This is a genomic window from Photobacterium japonica, from assembly GCF_050337005.1.
Lineage (GTDB): Bacteria > Pseudomonadota > Gammaproteobacteria > Enterobacterales > Vibrionaceae > Photobacterium > Photobacterium japonica.
Genome location: NZ_JAKJSN010000038.1, coordinates 26,737 through 43,873, shown reverse-complemented (window position 1 = coordinate 43,873; position 17,137 = coordinate 26,737). Strand labels below are relative to the sequence as shown.

The following is a 17,137-nucleotide window of genomic DNA, read 5'->3' as shown; positions in this document are numbered from 1 at the left end:
CTGTGATTCACACCACACAAATGGGAACGTTTTCACCCAAGATGACCTAAATGCGCATTTTAAATACAACATTGGCGTAAAAACCGACAGCAACACCACTAAAACGCACATCAAGCACCCTACACATACCCATGAAGAATAAATAACGCTTTATAGAGGCCAGGAACATCAGAATAACGCGTTAAATTTCTCATCAAATCAGTAAAAATGCCACTCTCGTCATGAAAACGTTTCCATATTTATTTTACACTGCTGAAAAATGGCAGGGATATCTGGCGCTGTAAAGGCATGCCATGCATGTGCACCACATCCCCCTCTCACCGTATTCACACTGCAAATGAACAGAAGTAGACAACCATGACGGCATTTCTAAGCATTATTCAGCGACGCGACTGGGAAAACCCACAATCAGTGAATATTCACTGCTTAAAAGCACACAGCCCACTGGCGAGTTACCGCCAACCTGAACACGCCCGCGATGGCCGTCATGCCCAACGCCGCTCTCTTAACGGGCAATGGGCGTTCAAATTGTTTGATGCGCCAGAGCAGGTCAACGGTGCATTCATCGACCCGCACTTTGATGACAGCGCGTGGAATCGCATTACTGTACCGGCTAACTGGCAGTTACAGGGGTACGACAAACCGATTTACGCCAACGTGAAATACCCGTTTGACGTAAATCCGCCATTCGTGCCAGCAGACAACCCAACCGGTTGTTACCGCACGGAAATCACGCTAACCGACGCCGATCTGACTCAGACACAGCGCATCATTTTTGATGGCGTGAACTCAGCGTTTCACTTGTGGTGTAACGGCCAGTGGATCGGTTACAGCCAAGACAGCCGCTTACCGGCAGAGTTTGACCTGACGCCACACCTGAGCGTAGGCACCAACCGCTTGACCGTGATGGTGATCCGCTGGTGTGACGGCAGTTACTTGGAAGATCAGGACATGTGGTGGATGAGCGGCATTTTCCGCGATGTCACCCTGTTGAGCAAACCGCAGCATTGCATTGAAGATGTGTTCATCACACCAGATTTAGACGCCTGTTATCGTGACGGCTCCCTGTCGATTGTGACGCACCTGAATGCGCCAGATTCGTACCAAGTACAAGTGCAATTGTTTGACGGAGAAAACGCGGTCAGCGAGCCACGTATCGACCGCCCACACAACCGCCGCATTGACGAGCGTGGCACGTATGACGACGTGGTGTTCCAGACGCTACACATTCGTGAGCCGAACCAGTGGAGCGCCGAAACCCCGAACCTGTACCGCTTGGTCGTATCGCTGCTGGATACTGACGGCAACCACATCGAAAGCGAAGCCTACCCCGTCGGTTTCCGTAAAGTGGAAATCAAAGACGGTCAGCTGACGCTGAACGGCAAGCCGCTGTTGATCCGTGGGGTGAACCGTCACGAGCATCACCCAGAATTGGGTCATGTGATGACAGATGCCGATATGATCCGCGATATCTGCCTGATGAAGCAGTACAACTTCAATGCCGTGCGCACCGCCCACTACCCGAACCACCCACGTTGGTATGAACTGTGTGACCAATACGGCTTGTATGTATGCGATGAAGCCAATATTGAAACCCACGGCATGCAGCCAATGAACCGTCTGTCAGCCGATCCGCAGTGGGCACACGCTTACATGAGCCGCTACACCCAAATGGTGCTGCGTGATAAGAACCACCCGTCGATCATCATTTGGTCACTGGGTAATGAATCCGGCCACGGCAGCAACCACAATGCGATGTATGCGTGGTCAAAACAATTCGACCCATCCCGTCCGGTCCAGTACGAAGGCGGCGGCGCCAACAGCACAGCGACCGACATCATTGCGCCCATGTACGCCCGCGTAGACACTACGATTGACGATGAGGCCGTGCCAAAATGGCCAATCAAAAAATGGATTTCACTTCCTAACGAACACCGTCCGCTAATTTTGTGTGAATACGCCCACGCCATGGGTAACAGTCTGGGCAGTTTTGATCAGTACTGGAACGCATTCCGTGAGTTCCCACGTCTGCAAGGCGGCTTTATTTGGGACTGGGTTGACCAAGGCTTGAGCCAGAAGGATGCCAACGGCACGCATTACTGGGCCTACGGTGGTGACTTCGGCGATGAAATCAATGACCGCCAGTTCTGTATTAACGGCCTGGTCTTCCCGGATCGCACCCCGCACCCGACACTGGAAGAGGCCAAGTTCTGCCAGCGTATGATCACGGTCGCACTTGCTGAACACATTCAGGTATCGCCATCACAGGCCACCTGCGAGTTAACCGTGCGTAACGAGTATCTGTTCCGCGCGACCGATAACGAAATGCTGCATTGGTCGCTATTGGAAGATGGCGTGGTTATCCAAACCGGTCAGTGCCCGCTGGATATTGCCGCTGACAGTGTACAAACCCTGACTCTCAGCTTGGACTTCACATCGAAAGCCGATGCGCAGTACCACCTGAACACTGACATTCGCCTGATCACGGCAACTGCATGGGCAAACGCCGAACACTGCTGTGCCAGCGAACAGTTTGCGCTGCGTAACCACTCTGGCTTGGTGTTACCGACACTGAACACGCAAGCAGCACCGCAATTGCAGGTTGAGAACGACACCCTGACCGTCACCAGTGACGATGCCCGTCACCACTGGCAGTGGAACACCACCACAGGCCTGCTGACGCAATGGACAGTGGACGGCAACGCACAATGTGTCCGTGCCCCAGAAGATAACTTCTTCCGTGCGCCGCTGGATAACGACATCGGTGTGAGCGAAGTGGATAACGTCGATCCGAATGCTTGGGTGTGCCGTTGGGACATGGCCGGTATAGGCCGCTGGGAACGTCAATGCGTGCAGTGTGACAGCCAAACTCAACGTCAGGCCGTATTGGTCACCGCCATGTTTGCTTACCATTTTGGTGGCGAGATCCAAGCCATCACCACATGGAGCTACACCCTGCATAATGACGGCAAGATGGATATCGATGTGGATGTGAAACTGGCCGGTCACCTGCCGCCAATGCCACGCATCGGGATGGAAATGGTGCTGCCGCTAACAGCGAATGCGCATACACCATCAGATACACAGCAGCCGGAACATGAAGACTGCCTGATCACCTGGCAAGGTCTAGGCCCGTTTGAGAACTATCCTGACCGTCTGGCTGCAGCGCGCGTTGGCCGTTACACCCAACCGCTGAGCGCCATGCATACGCCATACATTTTCCCGACCGACAGTGGGCTACGTTGTGGTACGCAATGGCTGCAACTGGGCAACCTTGAAGCCTTCGGCCAGTTTATGTTTAACGTGAGTCGCTACAACCAGCAGCAACTGGCCGATGCCAAGCACACCAATGAACTGACAGCGGAAGACGTGGTGTATCTGCGCCTTGACCACCAGCACATGGGTGTAGGCGGCGATGACTCTTGGAGCCCAAGCGTGCATGCTGAATACCAATTGACGGACAAAGCCTATCAATACCGCGTCACCTTGGCACCCGCAGCCCGCTAATTCGCTAGGCGCTAGACATACAGTTATCTGACCGATAAACATCCCCAAGCTTCCTTCGCGGAGACTTGGGGATTTTTTCATCGCTTGCGCTTCACGCCTTTATCAAATGAATTAAAAACCATCAAAAATCACTTAAAACCTTGAAACCGTACACTTAACGCCCGTTTTCCGTTTGAGTTATCACGCTAACTATTGTTAGATGCAGGCTGTTACCAAAAACACATCAACCACGAGGGCCCTATGGCTACCATTAAAGACGTTGCGAAAGAAGCAGGGGTCTCCATCGCCACGACTTCCCGGGTGATCAACAATGCCCCGAACACCAGCCAGACAGCCATTGCCGCCGTACAAGCCGCGATGAAAAAGCTGGGCTATCGTCCGAATGCCAACGCCCGTGCGCTGGTGAGCAAGTCCTCCAACACCATTGGTGTGCTGGTCAATGATGTGTCCGCCCCTTTCTTCGGTACCATGGTCAAAGCCATTGATACCATCGCCAGTGAGCAGGAAAAGCAACTGCTGATCGGCAGCGGCTACCACGATGCCAACAAAGAACGTAATGCGATTAACTTGCTGATCAACAGCCGCTGTGAATCCTTGGTGGTACACAGTAAAGGCTTGAGTGATGACGAGTTGGCCGCGTTAGCCGAAGAAATTCCTGGTATGGTTATCATCAATCGCACTGTACCGGCCATTGCTGATCGCTGTATTGCCCTCGACAACCATCGCGGCGCATATCTGGCGACTGATTATTTGATCCGAAACGGCCACCGTGACATTGGCTATATCTGCTCTAGTCATGACATTGAAGATGCGCACGACCGCCTTGCCGGTTACCTTGACGCGCTGCGCGATAACGGCATTGAACCCAAAGATCACTACATTGAATACGGGGAGCCGGATGAGTACGGCGGCGAACAAGCCATGGTGAACCTGATTGCCAAAAACACTCCCATCACCGCAGTCGCCACCTATAACGATGACATGGCCGCTGGCTGTTTGGCCTTGCTACAAGAAAATGGCATTCGCATACCAGAAGAGATGTCGGTGATCGGATTTGATGATAGCCACATTGCCCGCTACATCTACCCGCGTCTCACCACCATTCGCTACCCCATCCAAGTGATGGCCAGTGAAGCGGTGAAGCTCTCGTTGATGCTGGCGAACAATGTGCCAGTTGAACGCGGCGAGCAAAAGCTGTTTATGCCAACACTGGTGCGCCGTGCCTCGGTTTGCCAACGGCAATAAGTGCGAATCGCGATATCAACGCATAAAAAAGAAAGCGCCGAATTCACGGCGCTTTCTTTTTGAAAACACATCACAGAGAAAAGACACGCCCGTCTATGAACATATTTTACATGGCAATATACGATGCATATCTCTGGTATTACCTTTCTATTCCCAACTAACCTTTACATTTAGTGCACCGCTTTCCCATTAGTAAAGTGATCCAACAATCCCTGCCTGACCGTGATCACCGGATCCGTATCCGAAAACACCCTTGTCATGCGTTTTCCGTCATGCATAAAGGTTGCCTCACAGTCCTGCCTGTATTTCACCTCTCCCCTGAAATGGTATTTTTCGGACTGACACGGACTAAACGTGACCTCCCTAATCTCTGTTTTAGGGTAAGGAGATGTCGCCTCTACCAAAGCTAACATAAACAAGCCGGCGACCCACTTGCTGCATCGTGGCAAACAGCGAGACAGCCACGCATCGATAGTGGGCGGTGAAGCCACCACCACGTAGCACACACTCACGAAATACAGGCCGTAAAACACCTTCATTGCCAACATGTACGCATCTGAATAGACGGTATGTAACATCGCAAACATCAAGGCTATTGGGAGCGGAAGTATCATGAACATCAAGGTACAGAAAACCCTGTCTTCCCGTATCGCACCAAACAACATCACCAGAAAACCACCGACACCAAACCAAAGCAGCACTAACAAAAACGGAGAAAACAGTATTGCCATGCCCCACCACACTGCCGTGTCCATGACTTGAATACCCAACCACATCAAGCACACACTCAGAACGCCATAACCCCATGGGAATACCCGCCGAATAGCCCGGTTTACAGCACGCGTGAGTTGCCCCAATCGCCCACGAATCGGCATTTTCATCAACAGACGTTGTTTCACATTACCTTGTACTTCGGGGTTGTCGGTTTCCAGTTCGTGTTTGCCTTGTTTGACTAAAGACGGCTGTTTTGTGCGATTCAATTGCGTTTGGCGAGATTTAGACTTCTTGCGACCTCGTGTCATGCCTTATCCTTGGTATGTGCTTCGTGCTTTCTGGATGCTTAATGTGAGCTTTGGGATTGAACAAATAGCGTATTAAAGACACCGCTGAGAAAAAAGGCACGAGAGCCGGATTAGTTTGCAGTGCATCGCATGTTATGCTTAAAAATCTGACACATAGAAATAAAGAGCCATGTCTGAGTATCATGGACTGGCCTGTTAGCCACTGTATTGTGGTAAAGGGGCTAGGATTCAAAAAGGGGAAAGCCTCACATTAAAAGTCTACCGCCATTTTGGGGAGGTTCTGTGGTTACAATGGAAAAAGAAAACGAACACCATTAACCTAAACAGCCCCCAACGAGGCCGTGATGAATGACAGCGCGGAACACCTTTTTCATTACCTCTGCTCGCAATATGACAAGATTTCAGAGGATTTTGAGTTGCGCCCTTTTCCTGAATTTTCTGAAACCATCCACCACCCGTTGGGGAACTGTTTCGTGCGTTGCCCGGTAGGAAGTCAGCGTTTCTCCATTGTGTCTGTTCACTTTGATCCATCAGTGAGAGGACAAGGTGTCTTCACCCAGTTTCTTGATTACGTCAGAAGTCATCCGCACCACTACCAAGGACTCGAAGTGGCGATCATTGAAAATAAGCACCTCGCCCATCGCCTGTTACATCGCGGATGGCAATACAAATCGCTGTTCAGCAAAGTCTTCTTTTCAAACAAACCCACCCTCATCAATGATTTTCGGTATGCCTAACATTCGCAATATTCACTATGACGAGAAGATATAACGACGGATAAATAGAAACACAGAAAAATGACCTATCCTTGCCAGTGACCCGATCTTGTCATCATCACCATCGAGGTAATCACAACAAAGAAAAACACGCAAAATGCAGAGACAAAAAAGCCCCCATCATTGAGAGCTTTTCTATGCCACCCTTTACACTACATCCTCATTTTAATGAAGATTGCGTGTGTAATGTCTTCGGCAAAATATACTGATTAACCCATTCAACAAACCACTTTGGGTACGCATCTGGCGTATAAAAGAAGGCAGAGGCCCATAAAACGACCATCACGGAACCCGATGGGATAGCCCACGCAATGCCGTCTGAGTACGAAGGAAGATGACTGGTGATTGCACCGCCCAACAACGCAATTCCCATCAGCAGGCCCAGCTTGTAGGTACGTGGAAAAATGATTAACAGCCCGGTAAAAATCTCCGTGCAACCGGTAAATGTAAACATGTGAATCATGCCGAACTGCGTGAACTTGGCGACCATGGGCGCGAGACCAATCACTTTACCCAAACCGCTCAACATCAAAGTCAACCCCGCAAGAATGGCAAGTATGCGTCCCACACGTTGCATTTTGGTCGGTAGGCCATGAATGTCACGAAACAGGCCGCACTTATACAGCGCGCCCCCTATCGCCATCGCCACGACATAGAAAGCCAAAATAGCCGCCGTTGCAGAGAGCGCTTCATTACCTTGAAACAGGTTAAATAAGTCCACGTTATCACTCCAGTATGTTTTTAGAATCAATGATGCAGAATGAAAAAATTAACCGCCGGGGATAAATGACCGATGGATAATTATTTTTTAATAGAACTCATTTTTATGCATTCAATGCACATTAACAACAACAGACTTTGGGACTTTTCGTTCCACATTTTGGAACCATAGATTTACATCAAAGAAAATATCGGTATAAATATACACAACAAATGTATTTTTATTATTCTAATAATGGCGAGAAAGATATCTCGCCGAGTTTTTCAGCACGAAGAATGTTTGCACAGCGCATTATGAAAATGTTCAGATATATAATCAATCATCAACCGCAGTCGATAAGGAATATATTGACGGTCTTGATACAACAGATAAATCGGCAAACTATATCGATGTGCCTGAGCAAATAATGGAACCAAATGCCCTTGTTGTACTGCTTGTGCTGCTTGTAAATCGGGTAACAACGCGATGCCCAAACCTTGAAGAGCAAAGGTAAGTGCCATATCCGGAGAATCAACCACCGTTGTATGTGCCGCAGACAGATCAACATAGCGTGACGGATTCTGAAAAGGCCAGCGTATCGCCCCTGCCTCTTTCAAACCACGAAAAATAATTCGATGATGGATAAGTGCCTCAGGACTGTCAGGATAACCAAACTCAGCAAGATAATCAGGACTCGCATAATAGTCAGCGGTGATCGTAGAGACTTGTTTGCCAATCAATGTACTGTCTTCTGGTTGATCCAATTGGAGAACTAAATCAAATCGACGTTTGGGAATAGTGCGTTCCACCACATCTTGCGCATAGATTTCCAGCTCAATGTGAGGGTATTTATCATAAAATTGTTTAATATGTTGAGTGAAACACTGCATTAATGGCGATAGACTTAATATGGTGATTTTTCCTTCTGCCATATTCTGATTTTCGGTAATGTCTTTTTCTAACGACTCAACATCTTTCAATATATCTTTACTTCGCGAATAAAACATCTCGCCAGTAGCCGTTAACTGAAAGCGGCGACTGCTGCGATTCAATAATTTGGCCCCCAGTACATCCTCCAGATCTTTTATATGGCGGCTCACGGTTGATTTCGGACAGCCCGTAAAATTAGCCGCTGCAGTTATACCACCTTTCTCAACAACCTGATGGAAAAGCTTCATATCTTCGTATTTCATCAGCCTCCGTTCATCCCTTTTTCACTGTTATGAGAGTCATAGTAAAATGAAAATGACGGCACATATGACCCCGTTGCTCAACCGCTATAAAGTATACCCAGCCAATAATACCTCATTCCTTTAGGTTCACATTAGATAATTGATGCTAAATAGCGGCAGGGTCTGCCTTGTGCTCATCGTCACCGACATCACACCAAGACAATTGCCCCGCCGTGATCCACCAGCCCGTGGGTAACATGCACTTCTTTTTGTTTCGACACGGCCACCGCCTCGATGCCCGGTTGCTGATTGATGTACTCAATCGCTTGTGTGATGGAAGGTAAGAAGCCTGCCGTACTCCAAATTTCCCCGTCCACGGAGTGCTGAGAGATGATCGTCAAACTCGCCATGTCGGTCTCAATCGGCATGCCGGTTTGCGCATCCAGCAAATGATGATAGCGCTGTCCGTTAGCGTGGAAAAAACGCTCATTAATGCCCGAGGTCACCATCGATATACCAGTTAATGGCACCACGCGCAGGATTTCACCGCGCGTCCCGAAAGGATCCTGAATGCCGACATTCCATGCCTGATTGTCGTTCTTCGGAGAATGGCCAATGGTTAATACGTTACCGCCTAGACTGATGAAGCCGTTTTCGACACCGGCAGCTATCAGGCGCTGTATCACCTGATCTGCAAAATAGCCTTTGGCAATCGCCCCCAAATCAATCTCCATCCCCGCTTGAGTGAGATAGACCGTGTGATGCTGCGCATCAAGAATGATGTTTTGCGGATCAACCAATGTGAGCTTTTCCGTGATCGTCGCGGCACTTGGCACGTGAGCGTCTTTAAAGCCAATGCGCCACGCTTTCACCAACGGGCCAATGGCGATATTGAACGGATTGCGCTGATCGGCGCTGTGCTGTTTAGCAAGGTGGATCAGGTTAAACAGATCCGGCGGAACCTTTACCGGGGCGATCCCCGCTTGCTGATTCACCCGCATCAATTCCGAGTCCGGCTGATTGACGGTAAAGCGCTGTGCATACTGGGCCAATTGCTGATAAGCCTGTTTGATCAACTGCTCACCATCCGGGTGATACACCACCAGATCAATGAAAGTGCCCATCATTTCAAACCGCGCGCGATAGTTGGTCATGTTCATGCTGTTGATTGTCCGGTTTTCAATACGAAAAAAGAGGGAAGCATGGCTCCCCTCTCTCACCTTTTCCTATTCAGAACGTTAGTTCATGACTCTTGTTCAAAACAGGAGCTATCACCGACATTAATGACACTCAGCGGCACTGTTACCAGCGATACGGCCGTAAGTGAAGATATCAATCAAGGCATTACCGCCCAGACGGTTACCGGCGTGGATACCGCCCGTTACTTCACCCGCTGCGTACAGACCTTGAATGATGTTGCCATCTTTGCCGATCACGCGCGCTTGGGTATCAATCTTCAAGCCGCCCATAGTGTGGTGAACCGAAGGCTGACGCGGTGTCGCGTAGAACGGTGCTTGATCCACTTTCAAACCAAATGCGCTCTTACGGAATTCCGGATCGTGGCCTTGGTCAACATAACCGTTGTACTGCTCGATAGTGTGCGTCAGTACATCTGCCGGCACGCCGATTTTCTCTGCTAAGGCTTCCAGCGTGTCTGCCTGAATGATGATGCCTTCTTTGATTTCTCGCTCAATGGTTTCATCGGAAGTATTCGCCGCTGTTTGACGGATCTTCTCATCGGCAATCATGTGGATCAGGCCGCCGTTATCAAAGAACGCGTCAGACAATACATCACGGCTACCGCATTCATCCACAAAGCGTTTGCCTTGCTGGTTCACGAACACAAAGTTCTCTGGCGGCACAATCAAGCCGGTCAGCAATGCGCCCGATTTCGGATCACCCACTGGCATTAGCTGCACAAAGCCCATCCCCACCAGTTCCGCACCGGCTTTTTCACCGATTTCGATACCGTCACCCACCAAGGCTGGCGAATTCGTGGTTTTGATGTCGTCCGCGATTTCTTTCCAGTACGTGTTGTACTTTTTGATCATCTGCGTATTGGCACCGAAGCCACCCGAGGCCATCACTACACCGTAATTCGCGCGCAACACCAGCTTGGTGCCGTTCGCTTGTACCGCGTTGATGCCGACCACTTTGCCATCTTCCACGATCAGGTCGGTCGCACGGGTATCGGTAATGATACGGCCATTCTGCTCTTTAATGCGCTGTTGCAGTTTGTCGACAAACTCAACGCCTTTCGGACGTTTTGGTTTGTGGGCACGACGCCACAGCGCACCGACCGGAATTTCCACCACGCTGCGATCAAAGTCGATGCCTTTTTCGCTCAACCAGTCGACCGATTCCATCGCACGGGATGTCAGTGTTTCCACCAAATCATACTGACCGTAAATTGACTCGCCATTCAGATCGGTACGCTTACCGCCCAAGTAGGTTTGAATGCGGTGCAGCTCGACAGAATCAAACAGGTACTGTTTGCCTGCCGCCATATCGGTGAAGTAATTGTCTAACTGAGATTTCAGTACATTGAAATCAGTGAGGTATTCACCCACAAACTCAGATACCGGCGTTTTCGCCAATTGCATCAGGGTTTCTTTTTCGCCCGCCAGTGCAGGGAAATCGTTTTGCCATTCCGGCTCCGCCGCGTTCACCCAGCCGCCAGTACGCACGGTATTACCGCCAATGGCAGGGAATTTTTCAAGCAGGATAACTGACTTGCCGTTGTCCAGCGCAGTCAGTGCCGCACTCAAACCGGCACCGCCGCCGCCCACCACGACAATGTCTACGGTCTCCTCAATGGTTTTCGATGACCATTCCACCGCTTCTTTGGCTTTGCAGCGCAAGGCTTCAGCGTTACCGCCCGCGAGATCCACCGCGTTCGACACGCCGTCAATCACCGCTTGACTGCTCACGGTCGCGCCCGAGATAACGTCAATGTTCAGGGTTTGCCCTTCAAGGATCTGCTGTGGAATACGCTCAAACGCAGGGTTGGCAATGCCGTCAGACTCTTTCGACGAATCGACAAAGATCTCCAGAATTTGATCGTCAGAGAACGTCACCGTCACCGGTAAATCCCCATTGTGACCACGACCATAAGCCGTGTACTCGCCAGCATTGAACTTGATTGGCACGTTTTGCAGTTCTTTAATGCGCTGGTGCTTCAAGGCTTCCGCCGCACTGTCGACAATCATGTAATCCATGATTTCCCACAATGGCGTTGGGATGTGCAAGGCATGTTGCTGAGCGATATCGGCAAACTCTGCGCAGGTTTCATCGCTCAGTGCTTTGGTCGCCCACGTTGGTTCAACCAAGTACCCTTTACCGACACTCACCATGTCGTAACCCTGTGCCAGCGCGTTTTCGGCGTCGGCACGTTGGGCAATGCCACCCACCCCGATCACCGGGACTTTGGCTACATTTTCAGATTGCAGTGTGCGGTATTTTTTGATCAACAACTCGGCATCTTCTGGCGTGACAATCGAGTTACGCGCCCAGCTGCCCATCGAGAAATGGAAGTAATCCAGACCGTGCGCGGCCAATTTATCCAGCAGGTACATGGTCTCATCAAAGCGAATACCTGGCTGTTCAATTTCTTCCGGAGAGAAACGGTAGCCGATGATAAAATCAGTCTTACCGTGCTCGCGAGCAACATCTTTGGTTTTGGCAAGAATCGCCAATGGGAAACGAGTGCGGCGTTCAATGTTTCCGCCCCATTTATCATGACGACGGTTAGAGTGTGGAGAGAAAAATTGCTGGATCAGATAAGTGTTGGCACCGTGAATTTCAACGCCATCAAAATCGGCCTCAATGGCACGGCGCACGGCCTGACCGAAGTGGTCGATCATCGCCTCGATCTGATCTTTGGTCATTTCCAGTGGGGTTTCAGCGTTATCACGCAATGCCGCAACGGGGCTGGCTGAAATCGGTTGATGACCACCGTTAAATTCCGGGTTCGCCATACGGCCCGCGTGGTAAATTTGCAAAATAGCTTTTGAGCCGTTGGCTTTGATCGCCCCAGCCAGTTGCTTCAATCCGGCCACTTTGCTGTCGGTATCAATACCTAATGCGCCAGGGAAAGCACGACCGTAATTTTCTACAAACGCACTTTCTACGATAATGGCACCGGCATCACCGGAACGCGCCGCGTAGTAGTTGACCATTTCTTGCGTCACACCACCGTCAAAAAACGCAGATTGAATCGTCATGGGTGCCATCACGATGCGGTTCTTTAACGTGACCCCTGATTGAAATACGATTTCATCGACTAACTGAGCCATCAAACTTTCCTTCTTACAGATTAATTCTCATAGAAAAATCATTGGCAATAAACACCCATGCCTTTTCTATAAGAACAACTACACATTCCGTCGATTACGCGTGACAACGCCATAGGATGTGAAATACATCCGTGCGAGATAGAACAATGAAAATAGCGTTATCCTTGCATGCGTTTTAAAATATCTCTCAAGATAAAAACACGCTTGATTAAATAACCCTGAAAATACTAATGGTTTGAGCGCATGAGTAAAATGAATCCTTTGCATTTTTTGTATGACAAAAATGCATTGATACTCAGTCTGGCTGCATTCCAGATACACATGGTAACCACCATGTTACGGATAACCCTTTAAAAAATCGGAAACGAATGACAATTAATCACTTTAAAAACATAAAGATGGACAAATATAGCATCGACAACACGTCGCTTGGTTCATGTTCTCCATTTAACAATTCCCTTGCTTTTCATCGCACTTTATCGCTTAGTGACGCATGTACCATAATGTGCACTGGCGCACGTTTTCCTTCTAACGAAAATTAATAATCCCATTCAGCGTAAAAATAAAACGTCAAAATAAAGCATGCTTTTGTGGCCTCTCACTCACTAAAAATAATGAAAAATAGATATATGAGAAATAATGCGTTCACTCACACCTTTTTATTTCATCAATATGTCCATCAATAACCCACATGGATTAAACAAAATGATCCATTTATTCCTTTACAAGGTTTCTTGGGGTATCACACACGGGCAGTAGCGCTTTCTTTCACATTCTCTGCCCTCAGCTCTTCCTCGATACTCGCTCCTCGCAAACTCGCCCCTCTCCCTCACTTTGATGATTTCAGTGTAAACGTTTACACCAATGTGACTACAATCACAGTCAGCGGAAATCGACCTTGTTACACTGCCCGCAAGTTAAGGATCCGCAGAGCGTGAAATCGATGTCGACTCTGCCATCACGATCTTTGTTATCTCGTTTCTGTTACCCAGATAAGGTGAGCGAACAGTGAAAGTATTAGTTACAGGCGGTATGGGTTACATCGGCAGTCACACTTGCGTACAGATGCTGGAAGCAGGCCTGGAGCCGATCATCGTTGATAACCTGTGCAACGCTAAGGCGGAAGTCCTCTCGCGTATCCACGCCCTGACGGATCGCACGCCGGTGTTTTATCACGGCGATATTCGTGATGAAGCCTTTCTTGATCAGGTATTTGCCGATCATGACATCAAAGCCGTTATCCACTTTGCGGGTCTGAAAGCGGTCGGTGAGTCGGTCGAGAAACCGCTGGAATACTACGACAACAACGTGAACGGCTCTTTGGTATTGGCGCGTTCAATGCGTAAAGCGGGCGTGAAAAGCTTGATTTTCAGCTCATCGGCCACGGTATACGGCGATCCTGAGATCGTGCCAATCACGGAAGATTCCCCGACTGGCGCAACCACGAACCCTTACGGCCGCAGCAAATACATGGTGGAAGCGTGCCTGTCTGATCTGTTCAATGCTGAAAATGACTGGAGCATTACCCTGCTGCGTTACTTCAACCCGGTTGGCGCACACCCGTCTGGCACTATGGGTGAAGATCCACAAGGGATCCCCAATAACCTGATGCCATTTATCGCGCAAGTGGCGGTCGGTCGTCGTGAAAAATTGTCCGTTTATGGAAACGATTACCCTACGCCGGATGGCACTGGTGTACGTGATTACATTCACGTGATGGACTTGGCTGACGGCCACATTGCGGCACTGAAAGCCGTGGGTGAAAAAGCGGGTCTGCACATTTACAACTTGGGCACCGGTAAAGGCTCTAGCGTGTTGGAAATGGTCGACGCTTTTGGTCAAGCCTGTGGCACCCCAGTACCGTATGAACTGTGCCCTCGTCGTCCGGGTGACATCGCTGAATGTTGGGCCAGCACCGACAAAGCCGAGCGCGATTTAGGCTGGAAAGCCACCCGCACAGTGGCAGAGATGACCGCCGATACATGGCGCTGGCAATCCACCAACCCGAACGGCTACTGATTCGTAAAACACAAAAGCAGCCACGCCAAAACGGCAACAGAAGACGTTTTATTTTGCGCACATTGAGAACACGATAATGGCAAACATTGAATTTAATCCCGTTGATCATCCGCACCGCCGTTACAACCCACTGACCGGTCAGTGGATCTTAGTTTCCCCACACCGTGCCAAGCGTCCTTGGAGCGGTCAGGATGAAAAACCGTCTACCGAGCAACTGCCAAGCTACGATGAGCAGTGCTTCCTGTGCCCAACCAACAAACGTATTTCCGGTGACGAAAACCCGGATTATCAGGGCACTTACGTATTCAGCAACGACTTTGCTGCCCTGATGGTGGATTCGCCAGAAGTGCCGCAGTCAAGCAACCCTCTGTTCAAAACGCAGGGTGTACGTGGCCTGAGCCGTGTCATTTGTTTCTCTCCGGATCACAGCAAAACGCTGCCAGAGCTGTCTGTGCCGCAGATCCGTGGTGTGGTCGACACCTGGAACGCGCAAATCGAAGAATTGGGTAAAGACTACATCTGGGTACAGGCATTCGAGAACAAAGGCGAAGCCATGGGCTGTTCACAGCCGCACCCACACGGTCAGATCTGGGCCAACAGCTTCCTGCCAAACGAGATTGAGCGCAAAGAACACAACCTGAAAGCGTACTACCAAGAGCATGGCCGCAACCTGTTGGTGGATTACGTGAACGCTGAGTTAGAAGACGGTTCGCGCACCGTAGTGGAAACCGAGCATTGGATTGCGGTAGTGCCTTACTGGGCAGCGTGGCCATTTGAAACCATGCTACTGCCAAAAACCCATGTGCGCCGCATGAACGAACTGACTGACGCACAGCGTGATGACTTGGCACTGGCGATTAAGAAGCTGACCAGCCGTTACGACAACCTGTTCCAGTGCGCGTTCCCGTACTCAATGGGCTGGCATTATGCACCGTTCTTTGAAGCGGGCACCGACATTGAACACTGGCAACTACACGCCCTGTTCTACCCGCCACTGCTACGCAGCGCATCTGTCCGCAAGTTCATGGTGGGCTACGAAATGCTGGCGGAATCTCAGCGTGATTTAACCGCCGAACAAGCAGCACAACGCCTGCGTGATGTAAGCGATGTGCACTACAAGACCGAAGCATAACGGTACGTAAAACATATCGCTAAACCGGCTTATTTTTTCCGTCGCGAGCGGGTACTCCCCCTTCTCGCTCGCGACAAACCCCTATTTGAAGACGAGAAACAACCATGACGAATGCACTTATCCAAAACGTAAAAACCGCTTTTGAGCAAGTTCTGGGTTATGCCCCAAGCCACATTATTCAGGCACCGGGCCGCGTGAACCTGATCGGTGAGCACACCGACTACAACGACGGTTTCGTGCTGCCTTGCGCCATCAACTACCAAACGGTTGTGGCAGCGAGCAAGCGTGAAGACAACATCGTACGCGTGGTGTCAGTCGATTACGGCAACGCGGTGGATGAGTTCGACCTGACCCAAGCCATCACTTTCCAAGAAGACAAGATGTGGGCGAACTACATTCGCGGCGTGGTGAAGTGCCTGCTAGCGCGTGGCTACCCGTTCACCGGTGCTGACATTTCTGTGAGCGGCAACGTGCCACAAGGTGCGGGCCTGAGCTCTTCGGCGGCACTGGAAGTGGTGATTGGTCAAACCTTCAAAACCCTGTACAACCTAGAGATCAGCCAAGCCGAAGTGGCGCTGAACGGTCAGCAAGCAGAAAACGAATTTGTCGGCTGTAACTGCGGCATCATGGATCAGATGATCTCTGCCGAAGGCCGTGAAAACCACGCGCTACTGTTGGATTGTCGCAGCCTGGAAACGCAAGCGGTTTCTATGCCGGAAGACATGGCGATTGTGATCATCAACTCCAACAAGAAACGTGGCTTGGTCGACAGTGAGTACAACACGCGTCGTACACAGTGTGAAGAAGCGGCTGGCATCTTTGGCGTGAAAGCCCTGCGTGATGTAACCATTGAAATGTTCAATGAGAAAGTCGACACGCTGGACCCACAAGTGGCTAAACGTGCACGCCACGTGATCACTGAAAACGACCGTACACTGGCGGCCGCTGACGCACTGCGTGCGAACGATCTGAAGCGCATGGGTGAGCTAATGGCTGAATCTCACGCGTCGATGCGTGATGACTTTGAAATTACGGTGTTTGAAGTCGACACATTGGTTGAGATCGTGAAGAACGAGATTGGCGAGCAAGGCGGCGTACGCATGACTGGCGGCGGCTTTGGCGGCTGTATCGTGGCGCTAGTTCCACCGACATTGGTTGATGACGTAAAAGCGGCGGTTGAAGCGCAATACGAAGCGGCGACTGGCCTGAAAGAATCCATCTACGTGTGTCAGGCCAAAGACGGCGCTGGCTTGGTAGAAATGCTGTAAG

The 17,137-nt window shown here is 50.1% G+C and carries 11 protein-coding genes; 6 read left to right on the top strand and 5 right to left on the bottom strand.

What is annotated here, in order from left to right; all coding sequences use genetic code 11:
• Window positions 1-357 precede the first annotated feature (357 nt).
• The gene (locus L4C36_RS15405; protein WP_428478691.1) at window positions 358-3,507 is read left to right on the top strand and encodes a beta-galactosidase; all 3,150 of its coding nucleotides are present in this window, start codon (window positions 358-360) and stop codon (window positions 3,505-3,507) included.
• Between the two features lie 240 nt (window positions 3,508-3,747).
• Window positions 3,748-4,752 (top strand): substrate-binding domain-containing protein, encoded by a 1,005-nt coding sequence (locus tag L4C36_RS15400; protein ID WP_428478690.1) that lies wholly within the window; start codon window positions 3,748-3,750, stop codon window positions 4,750-4,752.
• A 170-nt stretch (window positions 4,753-4,922) separates the two neighbouring features.
• Here the strand turns inward: L4C36_RS15400 and L4C36_RS15395 are convergent, their stop codons facing one another.
• Window positions 4,923-5,774 carry a hypothetical protein gene (locus tag L4C36_RS15395; RefSeq protein ID WP_428478689.1) on the bottom strand — a complete coding sequence of 284 codons (852 nt, stop codon included), beginning with the start codon at window positions 5,772-5,774 and terminating at the stop codon, window positions 4,923-4,925.
• Window positions 5,775-6,118: 344 nt separating this feature from the next.
• Here L4C36_RS15395 and L4C36_RS15390 point away from each other — a divergent pair, with 344 nt between their 5' ends.
• Complete coding sequence (locus L4C36_RS15390; protein ID WP_428478688.1) at window positions 6,119-6,511, top strand: hypothetical protein; 393 nt, start codon at window positions 6,119-6,121, stop codon at window positions 6,509-6,511.
• 199 nt (window positions 6,512-6,710) lie between these two features.
• Here the strand turns inward: L4C36_RS15390 and L4C36_RS15385 are convergent, their stop codons facing one another.
• The 4 genes from L4C36_RS15385 to L4C36_RS15370 all read right to left on the bottom strand — a co-directional run bounded on the left by L4C36_RS15385 (window position 6,711) and on the right by L4C36_RS15370 (window position 12,717).
• Window positions 6,711-7,271, bottom strand: a complete 561-nt coding sequence (locus L4C36_RS15385) for a hypothetical protein (RefSeq protein WP_428478687.1) — start codon at window positions 7,269-7,271, stop codon at window positions 6,711-6,713.
• Between the two features lie 263 nt (window positions 7,272-7,534).
• Entirely contained in the window at window positions 7,535-8,443 is a 909-nt protein-coding gene (locus tag L4C36_RS15380; RefSeq protein WP_428478686.1) for a LysR family transcriptional regulator, read from the bottom strand.
• Window positions 8,444-8,631: 188 nt separating this feature from the next.
• Complete coding sequence (locus tag L4C36_RS15375; protein ID WP_428478685.1) at window positions 8,632-9,576, bottom strand: FAD:protein FMN transferase; 945 nt, start codon at window positions 9,574-9,576, stop codon at window positions 8,632-8,634.
• A gap of 126 nt (window positions 9,577-9,702) precedes the next feature.
• The gene (locus L4C36_RS15370) at window positions 9,703-12,717 is read right to left on the bottom strand and encodes a flavocytochrome c (RefSeq protein WP_428478684.1); all 3,015 of its coding nucleotides are present in this window, start codon (window positions 12,715-12,717) and stop codon (window positions 9,703-9,705) included.
• Between the two features lie 1,008 nt (window positions 12,718-13,725).
• On the opposite strand from L4C36_RS15370, the gene galE reads away from it, so the two are divergent.
• From galE to galK, 3 genes are all read left to right on the top strand, one after another.
• Window positions 13,726-14,736, top strand: a complete 1,011-nt coding sequence (gene galE / locus L4C36_RS15365) for a UDP-glucose 4-epimerase GalE (protein WP_428478683.1) — start codon at window positions 13,726-13,728, stop codon at window positions 14,734-14,736.
• A 76-nt stretch (window positions 14,737-14,812) separates the two neighbouring features.
• The gene (locus L4C36_RS15360; RefSeq protein WP_428478682.1) at window positions 14,813-15,868 is read left to right on the top strand and encodes a UDP-glucose--hexose-1-phosphate uridylyltransferase; all 1,056 of its coding nucleotides are present in this window, start codon (window positions 14,813-14,815) and stop codon (window positions 15,866-15,868) included.
• A gap of 104 nt (window positions 15,869-15,972) precedes the next feature.
• Window positions 15,973-17,136, top strand: coding sequence for a galactokinase (galK, locus tag L4C36_RS15355; RefSeq protein WP_428478681.1), 1,164 nt, complete (start codon window positions 15,973-15,975; stop codon window positions 17,134-17,136).
• The last annotated feature ends 1 nt before the right edge of the window (window position 17,137 follow it).